Genomic DNA, 17,124 nt, shown 5'->3' with positions numbered 1-17,124 from the left:
TGGTCACGGCTATTTCTATGGGAGGCGTTGTCTCGTCTGCGGCGAGATTGTCGATCCGCTGATCGTACGGAATCGCCGATCCGCCGACTACGCCCTCGTCTCGTGACCAGGACGCTTCGGCCCTCTTGCAGAAGGATGGTGTGGCCATGACGCAGGAAGAGCAACGCCTCGAAGACGCGCGGACGAAAAAGGCCCACTGGCGACGTTGGGGACCGTATCTGAGCGAGCGGCAGTGGGGAACGGTGCGCGAGGACTATAGCCCCCACGGCACGGCCTGGGACTATTTGACCCACGAGCAGGCGCGCTCCCGCGCCTACCGGTGGGGCGAGGACGGCATTGCTGGGATCTCCGACAACCACCAGCGGCTGTGCTTCTCGCTCGCGCTCTGGAACGGCCGCGATCCGATTCTCAAGGAGCGCCTGTTCGGGCTCACGGGCAGCGAGGGCAACCACGGCGAAGACGTCAAGGAGTACTACTTTTACCTCGACAACACGCCGACGCACTCGTACATGAAGTACCTCTACAAGTACCCGCACCGGGAGTTTCCGTACGCGCACCTGGTCCACGAGAACGCGCGCCGCGGCAGGGCCCATCGGGAGGCCGAGCTCCTTGAGACCGGCGCGTTCGACGACGATCGGTATTGGGACGTGCTGGTCGAGTATTTCAAGGCGTCGCCGGACGATGTGCTGATCCGCATCCGAGCGATCAATCGGGGGCCGGAGGATGCCGTCTTGCACCTGGTCCCAACCCTGTGGTTTCGCAACACATGGTCCTGGAAATCGGCCAATGGATCGACAAGCGAGGAGAGGGGAGACAAGCCCACCTTGCGGGAACTCGCGACCGACGGGCGGTTCCGCATGATCGAAGCCGCGCACCCGACGTTGGGTATGCGTTGGCTGTATTGCGAGGGACCGACCGAGCTGCTGTTCACGGAGAACGAGACCAACGATGCCCGGCTTTTCGGCGTGCAGGGGGCGTCCCGCTACGCCAAAGACGGCATCAACGACTATCTCGTGCATGGGCGGGCGGACGCCGTGAACCCCGACCAAGTCGGCAGCAAGGCGGGGGCGCATTACGTGCTGAGGACCCCGCCGGGGGCCGAGCAGACGATCCACCTGCGACTGAGCCCCGCGGCCCGCCTCGCGTCGCCGTTTGGCGTGGGGTTTGAGGACACGATGACGGACCGCCTCCGCGAGGCCGACGAGTTCTACGCCCGGGTCACTCCGGACACCCTGTCCGAGGACATGCGCAACGTGCAGCGCCAGGCGTTCGCGGGCATGCTGTGGAACAAGCAGTACTACCACTACGTGGTTGAAGACTGGCTCAAGGGCGATCCGGGGCCTCCACCCCCGCCGGATTCCCGCCGCAACGGCCGCAACCGCGAGTGGACGCACCTCTATAATGACGACATCCTCTCCATGCCGGACAAGTGGGAGTATCCCTGGTTCGCGGCGTGGGACTTGGCCTTCCACGTCATCCCGCTCGCGATGATCGATCCCGAGTTCGCCAAGCACCAGCTCGTGCTGCTGACTCGCGAGTGGTACATGCACCCCAACGGCCAGATCCCGGCGTACGAGTGGGCGTTCGGCGACGTGAACCCGCCGGTACAGGCGTGGGCGGCGTGGCGGATCTATAAGATCGAAAAGAAGCTGTACGGCCGGGCGGACCGGCATTTTCTCGAGCGGGTGTTCCAGAAACTGCTGCTGAACTTCACGTGGTGGGTTAACCGCAAAGACGCCGAGGGAAGGAACATCTTCCAGGGCGGCTTTCTGGGGCTGGACAATATTTCGGTGTTTGATCGCAGCACGCCGCTTCCGACCGGCGGCCACCTCGAGCAGTCGGACGGCACGAGTTGGATGGCGTTCTACTGCCTGAATATGCTCACCATCGCGCTCGAACTGGCGAAAGAACGTCCGAGCTACGAGGACATCGCGAGTAAGTTCTTCGAGCACTTCCTCTATATCGCCGACGCGATGAACCACGTGGGCGGGATGACGAGCGGTCTGTGGGACGATGAGGACGGCTTCTACCACGATGTGCTGCATCTGCCCGACGGGTCGGCGTTACCCCTCAAGGTCCGGTCGTTGGTGGGCCTCATCCCGCTGTTCGCGATCGAGACCCTGGAGCCCGACGTCGTCGACGCCCTGCCGGGATTCCGGAAGCGGCTCGAGTGGTTCGTCAATAATCGTCCCGACCTCTCCCGCAACGTCGCGAGCCTGGAGGCGCCGGGCGTGGGCAAGCGCCGGCTCCTCTCGATCGTGAATCCCGAGAAACTGACGCGGATCCTCCGCCGGATGTTGGACGAGACGGAGTTTTTGGGACCTTATGGGATCCGCTCCGTGTCGCGGTACCACGCCGAGAGCCCGTACGTGTTCGGGGTCGACGGTCAGTATCACCGCGTCGAGTACGAGCCGGCAGAATCTTCCAGTGGTCTCTTCGGTGGGAACTCGAACTGGCGCGGTCCGGTGTGGTACCCCGTGAATTACCTGATTGTGGAGTCACTCCAGAAGTTTCACTACTACCTGGGCGACGACTTTCAGGTCGAGTGTCCCACCGGATCGGGGAAGATGCTCAACCTGTGGGAGGTTGCGGCCGAATTATCCCACCGGCTGATAGGGATCTTCATCGAAGACGGCTCCGGTCGGAGGCCGGTCTTCGGGGGGAGTGCGACCTTTCAAACCGATCCCCACTGGCACGATCTGATCCTGTTCTACGAGTACTTTCACGGGGACAACGGGGCGGGCATCGGCGCGAGCCACCAAACCGGGTGGACCGGGTTGGTCGCCAAGTTGATCCAGCAGTGCGGCGAGTACTGCGGGCGGCACAAGGCGCCGGAGCTGATCAAAAAGGTTCGGACATGAACGGCGGCATTGGGTTCGCACGAGACATCTGCGGCGAACTCGCGTCGGTCGAGGCGCGGGAGTGGTTGGTCACCAACGGCATCGGCGGGTACGCCTCGGGAGCGGTGGCGGGCCTGCTGACGCGCCGTTACCACGGCCTCCTCGTCGCCGCGCTCAACCCCCCGCTGGGGCGGACGCTGGTGGTGGCCAAGCTCGACGAGACGGCGGAGTACGATGGTCGTCGCTATCCGCTGTTCGCCAACCGCTGGGCGGACGGGACGATCGATCCGCACGGCTATCGCCACATCGAACGCTTCTTCCTCGACGGTCTCGTGCCGGTCTGGCGTTTTGCGGTGGGCGATGCGGTCCTCGAGAAGCGGATCTGGATGCAGCAGGGCGCCAACACCACGTATGTGCGGTACGAGCTCCGTCGGGCCACGAAGCCCATGACCCTCACCGTTCAGGCGCTTGTCAACTACCGTGACTACCACGGGACGACCCACGGGAACGGCTGGCAGATGCGGGTCGAGCCCGTCACGCAGGGGATCGGCGTGACCGCGTTCCACGGAGCCGCTCCGGTGTATCTCCTCAGCGACCGCGCCGATGCCGCGCCGACACACGAATGGTACGTCGGCTTTGACCTCGCCATCGAGCGCGCGCGCGGGCTCGATCACCGGGAGGACCACCTCCACGTCGCGACTTTCCAGGTGACGCTGGAACCCGAGCAGGCCGTGACGTTCGTCGCGAGCGTGGATGAGAAACCGGATCTCGACGGTCGGGCCGCGCTGGAGTCGCGTCGAGCGCACGAACAGCAGTTGATCCGGCGTTGGGAAAAAACGAGAGCCCCCCGGGCGAACGGGCCTCCTGCGTGGGTGTCCCATCTCGTGCTCGCCGCCGACCAATTCGTCGTGGACCGCCCGCTCGCAGACGGGAGCGAAGGCCACACGATTATTGCGGGGTACCACTGGTTCGGGGACTGGGGCCGCGATACGATGATCAGCCTGCCGGGGCTCACGCTCTCGACCGGCCGCCCCGACGTCGCGTTCTCCATTCTTTCCACGTTCGCCCGGTACGTGGATCGCGGCATGCTCCCCAACCGCTTCCCCGACGCCGGCGAAACGCCCGAGTACAACACCGTGGACGCGACGCTCTGGTACGTGGACGCCGTCCGCGCGTATTACGACGCTACCGGCGACGCCGACGGACTCCGCCGGCTCTTCCCGGTGCTGCAGGAGATCCTCGTCTGGCACGTGCGCGGCACGCGCTACCGCATCGGGATGGATGCGCGGGACGGTTTGCTCTACGCAGGTGAGCCGGGGGTACAGCTCACCTGGATGGACGCCAAAGTGGGGGACTGGGTCGTCACCCCGCGGATCGGCAAGCCGATCGAAATCAACGCCCTGTGGTACAACGCGCTGTGTTCGATGGCGGAGTTCGCCCGACGGCTGGGTAAGCCCGTCGAGGAATACGAGGCGATGGCCGCGCGGGTGCAGTCGGGATTCGCGCGTTTCTGGAACGAGGCCGCGGGCTATTGTTACGACGTGATCGACGGTCCGGAAGGCGATGATCTCGCGCTGCGTCCCAATCAACTCCTCGCGGTCTCGCTCCCGCAGAGCCCGCTTCGACCCGCCCAGCAGCGCGCGGTGGTCGACGCGTGCGCGCGAAACCTGTTGACCTCGCACGGCCTGCGCAGTCTCGCATCCGACCACCCTCAGTATCAGGGCCGCTACGGGGGAGATCCCCGGAGCCGGGACGGCGCCTACCATCAGGGGACCGTCTGGGGCTGGCTCATCGGGCCGTTCGTCCTTGCCCATCTGCGGGTCTACCGCGACCCGACCCGGGCTCGCGAGTTCCTGGAGCCGATCGCCGCCCACTTGCTCGCCCACGGGGTCGGGAGCATGAGCGAAATCTTCGACGGCGACGCGCCGTTTACGCCGCGGGGGTGCATCGCCCAGGCGTGGACCGTGGCGGAAGTGCTCCGCGCCTGGGTGGCCACGGAGAACGGGTAGCGGTGCCTGCTGTAACGAATGAGTCGAGGCCGAGACCATACCTCGCAACGTGCGCATGCCGATTGGCGAAGGGGAATCCCATGGACATCAAGCTTGAACTAACCGAGGACCGCGATCAACCCATGAGCGCGCATGCCGCTCCGGCGACACAGCGAACGCTTCCGGTCGGGAAGGTCGCCCTCCTCGCCGTGTTTGCGATCGGCGTGGCGGCCTTCTTCTATTTCGATGCCGGGCAGTATCTCACGCTCGCGTCGCTCAAGGAGAACAAGGACGCGCTGCGCGCGTATACCGAGGCGAACTATGCCGCAACCGTTCTGCTCTTCATTGCCGTCTATTGCCTCCAGACCGCGTTGTCTCTGCCCGGCGCCGCGGTCCTGACCTTGAGCGCGGGATTCTTGTTCGGGACGGTGCTGGGAACGGTCTACGTCAATCTCGCGGCCACCTCAGGGGCGACGCTCGCGTTTCTCGCGGCGCGGTATCTCTTTCGAGACGGCATCCAGCGCAAGTTTGGGGCGAAGTTGGAGTCGATCCAGCGGGGATTCGATCGGAACGCCTTTCACTACCTGTTGACCCTGCGGTTGATTCCGCTCTTTCCGTTCTTTCTGGTCAACCTGGCCTCGGGCCTGACGCGGATTCGGCTTTCGACCTACGTGCTGGCGACCGCCATCGGGATTCTTCCCGGGAGCGTCGTGTTCAGCAATGCGGGCAGCCAGTTGGGCACGATCAATTCGCTCAAAGACGTGGCTTCGCCGGGGGTCCTGGGGTCCTTCGTCCTGTTAGGAATCCTGGCGCTGGTGCCAGTGGTGTATCAAAAACTCAAGAAACCGGCGGTGGCATAGAGGCCCTGCAGGCTGCTCAAAAAGCTCCAGCTGCCCCCTTCGGGGACTTCCAGCATTTGATTTCTTGGAGGTGGGTCGCAAGGCCGCAGGGAGAAGGAAACGGGAGCGTACTGGGTTGTACGTGAGGGCGAGTGGCGCCACGAAGGCGTGGCGCCAAGCCACGCGCGCCGCCAAGGCGGTGAGGCGGCCGGGAGACGACCGAGTACGCAGTAGATGGACTTTTTCAGCAGCCGTTTCGAAATACGGGAGGGGGGCATGGATCAGGTATCGGCAATCGTCTTAGCCGGAGGCAACGGCCACCGTGTGGACCAATTCATTCAACGGCTTGAAGGCCGCGCGTGTCCCAAGCAGTACCACGTCTTCACCGGCCGCCGCTCGATGCTCCAGCACACCTTGGATCGAGTCGAGATGCTGATCCCGCGCGAGCGCATCTTCACGGTAGTCAGTCCCGACCACGCCGAGCACGTCGCACGACAGCTCGGCGATCGGCCGACGGGCACGGTGATCGCCCAACCGCGCAACCTGGAGACCTTGCCTGGGATCCTGCTGCCGCTGACTCATATTCGGAAACGGGACCCCCACGCGACCGTCGCGGTGTTTCCATCCGACCATTTTGTCTGGGACGAGGCGAAGTTTATGGAGTACGTGCGAGCGGGGGTGAGTGCCGTCGAGCAGTATCCCGACAAATTGGTGCTGCTGGGGGTCAAGCCGGACGCTCCGGAGTCGGACTACGGGTGGATTGCGCCCGGCGGCCGCGTACCCACTGCGGACGGGTCCATGGCCTTGAAGGTCCGTTCCTTCTGCGAAAAGCCAGGACCCAATCGCGGCGACGTCTTTCTGCGCAACGGCTATCTGTGGAACACGCTCGTGTTCGTGGCCAAGGCCGCCACCCTCTATGCCATGGCCCGCGACGTCGCGCCCCATATGGTGGCGTATTTCGATGTGCTCTCTTACAACATCGGGATGCCGAGCGAGCCGGCGATCCTGCGCGGGATGTACGCGCGGATGGAGTCGATGAATATCTCGCGCGATCTGTTTCAAAAGACCGCCAACCGACTTTTCGTGCTCCCGGTCGAGGGAATCGGCTGGAGCGATTGGGGACGGGCAGAGCGGATCGTCGAGACGCTCGATCGCTACGGGTTGTCCCTGCGCCGTCCCGTTTCGCCGTACGCGGAGCGCGCCGACATGCCGGCCGCCCTTCACGCATGAGTCCCGTGGCGTCCACCGACACCTGTCCCATCGACACGACCGGCAGCCCGGCGACCGGCTGGTCGCGCTCGATCCGCCTGGTCGGGCTCGGCCTGGTGGCGGCGATTCTGGCGGGCCTTGCCTGGCTGGGCGGTTTGGCGGAGTGGGTCGATCTCACACGACTGGTGCCGTTCCTGCAGGGTCTTGGCGTGCTGGCGCCCGTTGCGCTCATCATCGCGATGGCGGCGGCGGTGGTTATCAGCCCGATTCCCAGTTTTCCGCTCAGCGCCTCGGCGGGAGCGGTGTTTGGTCCGCTCTGGGGGACGGTGTATTCCGTGCTGGGGGCCGAAGCCGGCGCGCTGATTTGTTTCGGCATCGGGCGCGCGCTCGGCCGAGACGCGATCGTCCGGTTCTTTGGGCGCGAAGTGGGGTTCTGTCCTCGCTGCGCCGAACACCATCTCTTCACGGCGATTCTGATCTCGCGCTTGCTGCCGATCTTCTCATTCGATCTGGTCAGTTACGGCGCGGGGCTGACCCGTTTGTCGGTCCGAGGGTTCGCTCTCGCCACGCTCCTCGGCATGATTCCCGCGACCTTCGTCGTCAACTATTTCGGCAGCGGGATCTTTTCGAATTCCACTGCGGTGTTTCTCCTGGGCGGGGTCTTGGTGCTCCTGTTCTTCCTGGTCCCACGATGGATCGTTCGGCGCAACCCCTGGGGCCTCCACGACCGGTTGGAAGCCCATCGCGCGGCGCTGTCATGAGTTGGAACGTCCTGAGGAGGCGGTACGAGTGTTTGGCGCTCCTGCTGATCGCAGGGCTGCTCGCGGTGGCCGCGCCGAGTCGGGCCGAGTCCGATTCGCAACTCGTGGTCGGCGCATTCTCGCAGGCTCCGCAGGGGCCGGCAGCCCCGCCCGGCTGGTCGCCGTTGACCTTCAAAAAGGTGCCGGTCGCCACCCAGTATGCCGTGGTGCGGGATGAGGGAACGACCGTGGTCCGCGCCGTCAGCCAAGCCGGCGCATCGGGGCTGATCCGTGAAATCGCGATCGACTTGAAGACCTATCCCGTCATCGAGTGGCGATGGAAGGTGTCCAATCTGATCGCGAAGGGGGATGTGACCAAGAAAGAAGGGGATGACTACCCGGCCCGCATCTACATCACCTTCGCCTACGATCCCCAGAAGGTGGGATTCTCGAAGCGCGCCAAGTACCGCGCCGCCCGGCTGCTGGTTGGGGATCTTCCGATCGGCGCCATCACGTACATCTGGGACGGCCGGACGCCTCGGGGCACGGTCGTCGACAACGCCTACACCGACTTCGTCAAGATGATCGTGATCGAGAGCGGCGACGAGCACGTCAACCAATGGATGATCGAAGAGCGCAACGTCTACGACGACTACCGTCGAGCCTTCGGCGAGGAACCGCCGTTGGTCAACGGGGTGGCGATCATGACGGATTCCGATAACACCCAAGAATCCGCCACGGCGTATTACGGCGACATCGTGTTCAAGCCGGCGCGATGACGCGAGAAAGGAGTCCGCGCATGCCATCATCGATCACGCGTGCCGATCAAGCGACGAACCACATGGGGCCGGCGACCTGCACGGTCGCGACCGACGAGGTTCACAACGGACCAGTCACGATTCTGCCGGATGACGAGCACAATCGCGCGCTGGTCAACAACGTCCACCCGCCCTCGTGGATCAACCCGGAGCCCCAGGGTCGCTACAATCTGGTGGTGATCGGCGCCGGCACGGCCGGGCTCGTCACCGCCGCGATCGCCTCCGCCCTGGGCGCCAAAGTCGCGCTCATCGAGCGCCATCTGATGGGCGGCGACTGCCTCAACGTGGGGTGCGTGCCGTCCAAGGGAGTCATCTCGGCTTCCCGCGTCTGGTCGCAGATTCGCCACGGAGCTGACTTTGGGATCTCGAACATCGACGGGGTCAGATACGATTTCGGCACCGCCATGGCGCGGATGCGCCGGTTGCGGGCGCGCATCAGTCACACCGATTCGGCCCATCGCTACAAGAAACTGGGCGTCGATCTTTTCATCGGTAATGGTCATTTCACCGGACCCGATACGGTCCAGGTCGGCGGCACGACGCTGAAGTTCGCCAAGGCCGCCATCTGCACCGGCGCGAGGGCGGCGGCTCCGCCGATTCCGGGGCTGATGGATACCGGGTACCTCACCAACGAAACGATCTTCACGTTGACCGAGCTCCCCCCGCGGATCGCCGTGATCGGGGCTGGGCCGATCGGCTGCGAAATGGCGCAGGCCTTCGCGCGCTTCGGCTCCCGGGCCCACCTCTTCGAGCGGGGTTCGCACATTCTGCCGCGCGAAGACGCCGACGCCGCGGCCATCGTCCAGGAGCAGATGGGAAAAGATGGGGTGAGCTTCGTCTTCGACGCCAACGTGGTTCGGGTCGAACGGCGCGGGACCGAGAAGGTCCTCCACTACGAAACGCATGGCGCCGTGAAGGAAGCGGCGGTCGACGAGATCCTGGTCGGAATCGGGCGGGCGCCGAATGTTGATCTCTGTCTGGAGCACGCGGGCGTCGAGTACGATCCAATGATTGGGGTCAAGGTCAACTCCAGACTGCAAACCACCAACCCCCAGATCTTCGCCGCCGGCGATGTCTGCTTCCCCTTCAAGTTCACCCACACCGCCGACGCCACCGCGCAGATTCTGATTCAGAACGCCCTTTTCCCCCACCCATTCGGCCTGGCTTACGCCAGCACCGACTCGCTGCTGATCCCGTGGGCCACGTTCACCGAACCCGAGGTGGCCCATGTGGGGATGTACGAAAAGGAGGCGCAGGTGAAGGGAATCGAGGTCGATACCTTCACCTACCGATTGGATGAAGTGGATCGCGCGGTCCTGGACGGGGAGGACGAAGGATTCGCGCGAGTCCACCTCAAGAAGGGTACGGATCAAATCCTCGGCGCCACCATCGTGGCCGCTCACGCCGGTGACATGATCAGCGAGCTGACCGTGGCGATGAAAGCGGGGGTGGGATTGGGAAAGATCGGGGGAACCATCCATCCTTACCCGACGCAGGCGGAGGTGATCAAGCGAGTTGCCAATGCCTGGCGCAAGACCACGTTCACGGAGGGGAAGAAGAAGGTCTTGAGTCGATGGTTTGCCTGGACACGGTAAGAGACGTCACGTTCACCTCGCAGCCCCGGGCCGCGAAGACGGTTCCTGCGTTGCGCACCCCGCTTTGCGGGGAAGGGAGATTGCTATGAAGGTCATCGCCGTTTTCCCCGGTAAACCCAACTCGGCCCATCTCGCGACCATGCCTAAACCCGGCCTGGACGAGGTGTCGGACGGACGGGGAGTCTTGGTCAAAGTCTTACAGGTGGGGGTCGATGGCACGGATAAGGAGATCAACGCGGGCGAATACGGCGCTCCCCCGCCCGGCGACCACGTCTTGGTCATCGGCCACGAGAGCTTCGGACAGGTGGAGGCGGTGGGGCCCAACGTGTCCGAGCTTCGCCCCGGGGACTACGTGGTGGCGACCGTGCGCCGGCCGGGGATGAGTCTTTACGACCGCATCGGCGCGTCGGACATGACCACCGACGACACCTACTTCGAGCGCGGGATCAACCTGCGCCACGGATACCTGGCGGAGTACTACGTCGACGAACCCGAGTACGTCGTCAAGGTCCCGCAGGGGCTCAAACGGGTCGGCGTCCTGCTCGAGCCGACAACGGTGATCGAGAAGGGCATCGCCCAGGCCTACGAGATCCAGCGTCGTCTCCGGGTTTGGCGGCCGCGCCGTGCCGCGGTGATGGGCGCGGGAACGATCGGTCTGCTCGCGACCCTGGGCTTGCGATTACGGGGCCTCGACGTTACGACCTTTTCGCTGCCCCGCAAACCCTCCATGAATGCCGACCTCATTGAAGCGATCGGGGCCCGCTATCTCTCGACCCAAGATGTTCCGTTGTTGGAAGCTGCAAGACGACACGGCCCCTTCGATCTGATTTTTGAGGCCACGGGCTATTCGCCGATCGTCTTTGAAAGCATGCAGGCCCTGGCCAAGAACGGCGTGTTGGTGCTGTCGAGCGTGACGGGCGGCGATCGGAAGATCGAGGTGCCGGCCGACCGCATCAACCTGGAGTTCGTGCTGGGGAACAAGGTGATGGTGGGTACGGTCAACGCGAACCGCGAATACTTTGAAATGGGTGTCAAAGACCTCGCCCAGGCCGAGGCGGAGTACCCGGGCTGGTTGTCGAGGCTGCTCACACACCCGGTAAAGGGACTCGAGAACTATGCCGAGTTGCTCAACTTGCTCACCACCGCCAGGGGTGCGATCAAGGTCTACTGCGAGGTGGCGAGCCTGTGAGACACACCTCGCTGCTCATCTTGAGGATTTCCGTGGGCCTGCTCATGGTGATCTGGGGGATCGATAAGCTGGCCAACGTGCAGCATGCCCTTGCGGTGTCCGATGGGTTCTATCTGGGGTTATTCAGCCACCCAGCCGTATTGGTGGCGTTCGGGGCATTGCAGACGTTCTTGGGACTATCGGTCATCGTAGGCTACGCACGAAAGGTTCTGTACTCGCCTCTACTCGTAATCACGGGCGCGACGATGTTGGGGGTGTGGCGGTCGATCCTGGATCCGTGGGGATGGGTCTTGGAAGGAAGTAACGTCTTGTTCTTCCCTTCCGTAATCATCTTCGCAGCAAGTCTCGTGTTGTGGGCGTTTCAGGACGACGACACCAGGGCGATCGACCACCGTCGCCGCCGCTGGACCTAACCCTACCGTATCTGCATGTAACGAGCACGGACAAACCGAGACTCTGTGAGCAGAACCGGAGGATCGGTCGATGTCCGTCGCGGTCGCGGATCGAAAGTTCTTCCGCCTCGCTGGTGTCAGCCAGGCGATCAAAACCCACTGGCCCGAGTACTTGATGGAGGCCGCGGGCCTCGGGACGTTCATGCTCTCGGCCGTCCTCTTCACCGCCCTGCTTGAGCATCCGGTTTCGCCGCTGAGGGCGGCCATCACCCATCCCGTGCTTCGTCGGATCCTGATCGGAATTGCGATGGGCGTGACGGCCATCGGGATCATCTACTCACCGTGGGGCAAGCAGTCGGGCGCGCACCTGAACCCGTCTGTGACCCTGACGTTCTTCCGTATGGGCAAGCTGAAGGTCCCTGATGCGTGTGGTTACGTCCTGGCGCAGTTCGCCGGTGGCCTTGCCGGGGTTCTGCTCGGGGCGGCGTTGATCGGGCCCTATCTGAAGGATCCCGCCGTGAACTATGCCGTGACGGTTCCAGGTCCATCGGGACCGGTCATCGCCTTCGTGGCCGAACTGGCCATCTCCGCGGGTCTCATGTTGGTCGTGCTGATCGCGTCGAACTCGGCTCGCTGGAATCGTTGGACCGGGATCTTCGCCGGCGTGCTGGTGGCGACCTACATTGCGGTGGAAGCGCCTTTATCCGGGATGAGTATGAATCCGGCCCGAACGGTCGCCTCAGCGCTGCCCGCCCATCTCTGGACCGATTGGTGGATCTACTTCGCGGCTCCGCCGCTGGGGATGTTGGCGGCTTCGGAGCTGTGCCTGCGGTTCCGCACAGCGGGGCTGATGGCGTGTCCGAAACTACACCACGACAACCCGCGGCGCTGCATTTTTTGCGGGAAGTCGTAACGGGCTGAAACGAATCGAGCGCTGCGGAGACTATTGAAGCGGGAAGACACTGAACCGGCCGAGGCAGGTTCAGGCGATGCTTCCGACAACCATTTCATCAAAAGGAGGAAAGCCATGCGTAGTATCCGGGAGATTGGAACGATTCGAGGCGCGTTGTTGACGGGGCTAGTGGCCGCGGCGCTGCTCACCGCGGCCAGTGGCTTTGCCGCCGACGTGCGCGTCACCACCAAGCCGTTCAAGGGGGTCAAGGCGAATACCGGGACGGCGACATTTTCCAAGGCCAGCCCGCGGACGTTGACGTTGTCCGACGATTTCAAGGTTCCCGACGCTCCCGCGCCGCACTGGCAGGTGGTCGACTCGAAGGGGAATACCTACCTGCTGCAACGGCTGGTGATCAAGGGCGACAAGTACAACAAGACCATCACGGTGCCCGACTATGTCCACGACATCGCCAAGGTCCAGATCTGGTGCGCGTGGGCGGAGGTCCTGTTGGGAGAAGCCCCCTTTGACGCGCCGGTGATGTAGGCCGGGACTTCCCGGCAGAACGACCATCGCCCACGTCAGAGCCCTCCCCCTGTGGGGGAGGGTGAGGGTGGGGGCGGCTCACACATCAGTCACGAGGAGTTTGGGAGATGAAAGTACCGCTGTGCAGGGTTGACGAGATTCCCGAAGGAAAAACGAAAACGGTTGACTTCTTCGGGCGCCAGATCGTCGCGCTCAAGGTGGAGGGTCAGCCCAAAGCGATCCTCAATATCTGCATGCACCTGGGCGGTCCGATGCGGCGTGAAGGGGAGCGGCTCATCTGCGAGTGGCACGGGGCGGAGTTCGACTGTGCTCAAGGGAAGTGCCTGAAGGGTCCCGCGAGCCGAGAGAGTCAGTTGATCACGCTGCCGACCCGGGTCGAAAACGGGATGTTGACCTACGTGTATGGAGAGTAGCGAAGAGAGGGGACGGCGATGACACGTCACGGGATGAGTGATCCGTATCAAACCAAAAACGTTCTGCGTAGCGTCGCGATCAGCATCGTATTCGCGGCGGTCGGCGCCGAGGCGCAGGTGGTGGACAAGCAGGCGCTTACGCTGGACGGAGCCAAGAAGGTCATTGCGGCGGCGGTGGCCGAGGCCAAGAGCAAGAACGCGCCGGGCGGCGTGATTGCGGTGGTGGATGACGGCGGCAATCTGATGGCGCTCGAACGCTTGGACAATACCTTTGCGGCCGGGGCCAATATCTCGATCGGGAAAGCAAGGACCGCGGCCCTGTTCAAGCGGCCCACGAAGGTGTTCGAGGACCTGGTCAACAAGGGACGCACGACGATGGTGGCCCTGCCCGATTTTACCCCGCTGCAGGGCGGTGTGCCGATCGAGTTTGAGGGCAAGATCGTCGGCGGCGTCGGTGTGAGCGGCGCGGCCAGCGCCGCGCAAGACGAGGAGTTGGCCATCGCGGGGGCCAATGCGATGAAAACCATGCTGGGCGCCATGGGAGGAGATCCTGCCCTCCCGGTGACGTACATCCCGAGCAAACAGGTGGCTCAGGCATTCGAAAAAGGGGCGGTCCTGGTGGGTGAAGACGAACAGATGATGCACGCCGGCCGCAATTACATGGTGCACGCGAGTCACCGCGATAAACCCGGGGTGGCCGAGGTGCACGAGTTGGATACGGATATCATCCACGTGCTCAAGGGGTCTGCGACCTTCGTCACCGGCGGCACAGCCGCGGATACCAAACCCACCGCGCCGAGCGAGATCCGGGGCTCCACGATTCAGGGCGGCGAAACCCGGCGCATCGGGGAGGGCGACGTGATTGTCGTGCCCGCCGGTGTGCCCCACTGGTTTAAGGACGTGAAGGGTCCGCTGGACTACTACGTGGTCAAGGTTCGGTAACGGGAGGCAGCGATGAAAAGTCTCGGTGCCACCCTGATCGCCACGATCGCGCTTCTGGGATGCAGTGAGGCTCAGGCCCGAACCATCGACGACGTGCCGGCCGGCAAACCGGATGCCGTGATTGATCTGGCCACGGTTGAAGGCGTCCGGTTGGTGAAGGGCGCGTGGCGCTACAGCGATACCAAGATCATCGAGGTCGACTTCAACGCGCCGGGACCCGAAGGCCAGCCCACGGGCGGGCCGATCAAGACGTACGACTTTACCCCTCACGCCGGCGGCCCTGACTTCGATGACTCGCAGTGGGAGGTGATCGATCCCACCACGCTGAATCAGCGTCGCTCCACCGGCCGGATCTGCTTCAACTGGTACCGCATTGCGGTCACGATTCCGGAGCGAATCGGCACCTACGATCCGACCGGCTCCACGGTGGTCTTCGAGACCGCGCTCGATGACTACGCGGAGGTCTGGGTGGACGGCGAGTTGCCCCGCGCGCTCGGGCAGATGGGCGGATCGGTCGTGAGCGGCTGGAACGCGCCCAATCGGCTCGTGATCGGACGCGACGTGCAGCCGGGCCAGACCATCCAGCTCGCCGTGTTCGGCAGCAACGGACCGCTCTCCAATCCGCCGACCAATTTCATCTGGATGCGCGTCGCGAAGCTGGAATTCCACCCGGGCCCCAAGGGACCGAGGGCGATAGCCCCGCGCGAGGTGAACGTCGAGATCGTGAGGCTCGATCCGGCCATGGATGCCCTTGTCGGGCCGAACCCCAAGATCTTCAAGCTCGCCGAGGGTTTCAAGTTCACGGAAGGCCCGATCTGGGTCCGCAACGGAGGATACCTGCTGTTCAGCGACCCCAACAGCAACGTCATCTACCGGTACCAGGACGGGCAGCTCTCGGTGTTTCGCCAACCCAGCGGCTACGCCGGCGCCGACGTCGCCGAATATCGCCAGCCGGGATCGAACGGCCTGACCCTTGACCCCCAGGGTCGACTCACGATCAACGAACACGGCAACCATCGGGTGTCGCGGCTCGAAGCGAATGGCACGCTGACCGTCCTGGCCGATCAGTACCAGGGCAAACGACTGAACAGCCCGAACGACCTGGTCTACCGGTCCGACGGCACGCTCTATTTCACCGATCCTCCCTTCGGGTTGCCCCGGGTCTTCGACGATCCCAGGAAGGAATTGCCGTACAGCGGAGTGTTCTCGCTGCGCAACGGCACGCTGCGTCTGATCAGCCAGGAGCTGAGCGGCCCCAACGGCATCGCGTTCTCGCCCGATGAACGCTACCTCTACGTGGGCAATTGGGACGACAAGAAGAAAGTGGTGATGCGCTATGAGGTGAAACCCGACGGCGCGGTGACCAAGGGCACCGTGTTCTTCGATATGACCAGCGCACCCGGGGAGGACGCGATCGACGGCGTCAAAGTCGATCAGCAAGGCAACCTCTACGTCTCCGGTCCCGGCGGGCTCTGGGTGATTTCACCGGCCGGCACGCACCTGGGCACGATCGTCGCGCCCAAGCACATCCACAACATGGCGTGGGGCGACGAGGACGGCAAGACCCTGTACCTGTGCGCGCGGAGCGGGTTGTACCGGATGCGACTCAACGTTCCGGGGACGCCGTCTCAGTCGGTATCCCGATGATGATTCGGCGAGGCGGGCCAGCGATGCAGCGGCGATGGGCCTTTCTGATACAGGGGGCAGTGGGTCTGGCGGCGGCTCTTTCCCTCAGTGTGGGGTGGGCGATCGAAGCCCCGAGCGCGCCGTCCGGTCTCGCGAAACTCGTGCGGCTTGATCCGCGGTTCGACCAGCTCGTGCCACCCGGCGCGACATTGGAAAAGCTGGCCGACGGATTCACCTGGGTCGAGGGACCGATCTGGCAGCGGAGCGGGCGGTATCTGTTGTTCTCGGATATTCCCGCGAACGCCGTCCTCAAATGGAAGGAAGGGGATGGGATCAGTGTATTTCTGACGCCCAGCGGCTACGCGGGTCCCCGACCATTCCGGGGCAAGGAACCCGGTTCCAACGGCCTCACGCTGGATTCCCAGGGGCGGTTGGTGCTCTGCGAGCACGGCGACCGACGCATCGCGCGGCTTGAACCGGACGGTCGCCGCACGGTCCTCGTCGATCGCTTCGAGGGCAGGCGACTCAATAGTCCCAACGACCTGGTGTTCGCGTCGAACGGAGATCTCTACTTCACCGATCCCCCCTTTGGGTTGCCCAAGGCCTTCGACGATCCGGGGAAAGAGCTCCCGTTCCAGGGTGTGTACCGGTTATCCCGCAATGGGACCCTCGCCCTGCTGATCAAAGACCTCAAGGCGCCCAACGGCATCGCGCTCTCGCCGGACGAACGCACGCTCTACGTCACGGACGTTGATCCGGATCGCGCGGCGTGGCGAGCGTATGACCTTCGGGCCGATGGCACCGTGGAGAACGGGCGCGTGTTCTTCGACGCCGCCCGGTGGAAGAAACCGCCGTTTTTTGGTCCCGACGGCGTGAAGGTGGACCGCAGCGGCCACGTCTTTGGCGCGCGTCCCGGCGGCATCAGCGTGTTTGCGCCCGATGGCACCCACCTGGGCAGCATCGAAACCGGGCTGGCCACATCGAACCTGACCTGGGGCGACGACGGGTCGGTCCTCTACGTCACGGGAGGTTCGGCCATTTACCGGATTCGGCTGAGCACAACTGGCAGTGGATTCTAGCAGCGCGTGGTCGTGG

Annotated in this window: 15 protein-coding genes; all 15 read left to right on the top strand. The window is 63.9% G+C overall.

The window, feature by feature from the left end; genetic code table 11:
• Nucleotides 1-146: 146 nt before the first annotated feature.
• Nucleotides 147-2,861: a glucosidase gene (locus AB1451_10705; GenBank protein MEW6683375.1), complete on the top strand. Its 2,715-nt coding sequence runs from the start codon at nt 147-149 to the stop codon at nt 2,859-2,861.
• Nucleotides 2,858-4,849: an amylo-alpha-1,6-glucosidase gene (locus AB1451_10700; protein MEW6683374.1), complete on the top strand. Its 1,992-nt coding sequence runs from the start codon at nt 2,858-2,860 to the stop codon at nt 4,847-4,849. The genes AB1451_10705 and AB1451_10700 overlap by 4 nt, the downstream gene beginning before the upstream one ends.
• An 80-nt stretch (nt 4,850-4,929) precedes the next feature.
• Nucleotides 4,930-5,688, top strand: coding sequence for a TVP38/TMEM64 family protein (locus AB1451_10695; GenBank protein ID MEW6683373.1), 759 nt, complete (start codon nt 4,930-4,932; stop codon nt 5,686-5,688).
• Nucleotides 5,689-5,943: 255 nt separating this feature from the next.
• On the top strand, nt 5,944-6,897 hold the full coding sequence (locus AB1451_10690; protein ID MEW6683372.1) for a sugar phosphate nucleotidyltransferase: 954 nt from the start codon (nt 5,944-5,946) through the stop codon (nt 6,895-6,897).
• Between the two features lie 5 nt (nt 6,898-6,902).
• The gene (locus tag AB1451_10685) at nt 6,903-7,637 is read left to right on the top strand and encodes a TVP38/TMEM64 family protein (GenBank protein MEW6683371.1); all 735 of its coding nucleotides are present in this window, start codon (nt 6,903-6,905) and stop codon (nt 7,635-7,637) included.
• Nucleotides 7,634-8,395, top strand: coding sequence for a DUF3047 domain-containing protein (locus AB1451_10680; protein MEW6683370.1), 762 nt, complete (start codon nt 7,634-7,636; stop codon nt 8,393-8,395). Before AB1451_10685 ends, AB1451_10680 begins: the two co-directional genes overlap by 4 nt.
• A gap of 62 nt (nt 8,396-8,457) precedes the next feature.
• Complete coding sequence (locus tag AB1451_10675) at nt 8,458-10,029, top strand: mercuric reductase (GenBank protein MEW6683369.1); 1,572 nt, start codon at nt 8,458-8,460, stop codon at nt 10,027-10,029.
• 85 nt (nt 10,030-10,114) lie between these two features.
• On the top strand, nt 10,115-11,218 hold the full coding sequence (locus AB1451_10670) for a glucose 1-dehydrogenase (GenBank protein ID MEW6683368.1): 1,104 nt from the start codon (nt 10,115-10,117) through the stop codon (nt 11,216-11,218).
• Nucleotides 11,215-11,631, top strand: a complete 417-nt coding sequence (locus tag AB1451_10665) for a hypothetical protein (GenBank protein ID MEW6683367.1) — start codon at nt 11,215-11,217, stop codon at nt 11,629-11,631. The genes AB1451_10670 and AB1451_10665 overlap by 4 nt, the downstream gene beginning before the upstream one ends.
• 70 nt (nt 11,632-11,701) lie before the next feature.
• Entirely contained in the window at nt 11,702-12,523 is an 822-nt protein-coding gene (locus AB1451_10660; GenBank protein MEW6683366.1) for an aquaporin, read from the top strand.
• Nucleotides 12,524-12,637: 114 nt separating this feature from the next.
• Nucleotides 12,638-13,048 (top strand): hypothetical protein, encoded by a 411-nt coding sequence (locus AB1451_10655; protein ID MEW6683365.1) that lies wholly within the window; start codon nt 12,638-12,640, stop codon nt 13,046-13,048.
• Between the two features lie 107 nt (nt 13,049-13,155).
• On the top strand, nt 13,156-13,461 hold the full coding sequence (locus AB1451_10650; protein ID MEW6683364.1) for a Rieske (2Fe-2S) protein: 306 nt from the start codon (nt 13,156-13,158) through the stop codon (nt 13,459-13,461).
• 18 nt (nt 13,462-13,479) lie between these two features.
• A complete protein-coding gene (locus AB1451_10645) occupies nt 13,480-14,403 on the top strand; it encodes a heme-binding protein (protein ID MEW6683363.1) in 924 nt (307 codons plus the stop codon).
• Between the two features lie 12 nt (nt 14,404-14,415).
• The gene (locus AB1451_10640) at nt 14,416-16,050 is read left to right on the top strand and encodes an SMP-30/gluconolactonase/LRE family protein (GenBank protein ID MEW6683362.1); all 1,635 of its coding nucleotides are present in this window, start codon (nt 14,416-14,418) and stop codon (nt 16,048-16,050) included.
• A 23-nt stretch (nt 16,051-16,073) separates the two neighbouring features.
• A complete protein-coding gene (locus AB1451_10635) occupies nt 16,074-17,108 on the top strand; it encodes an SMP-30/gluconolactonase/LRE family protein (protein MEW6683361.1) in 1,035 nt (344 codons plus the stop codon).
• Nucleotides 17,109-17,124 lie beyond the last annotated feature (16 nt).

The organism is Nitrospirota bacterium (assembly GCA_040757335.1).
In the GTDB taxonomy this organism is placed as follows: domain Bacteria; phylum Nitrospirota; class Nitrospiria; order 2-01-FULL-66-17; family 2-01-FULL-66-17; genus JBFLXB01.
This window is presented reverse-complemented; position numbering and strand designations above follow the sequence as displayed.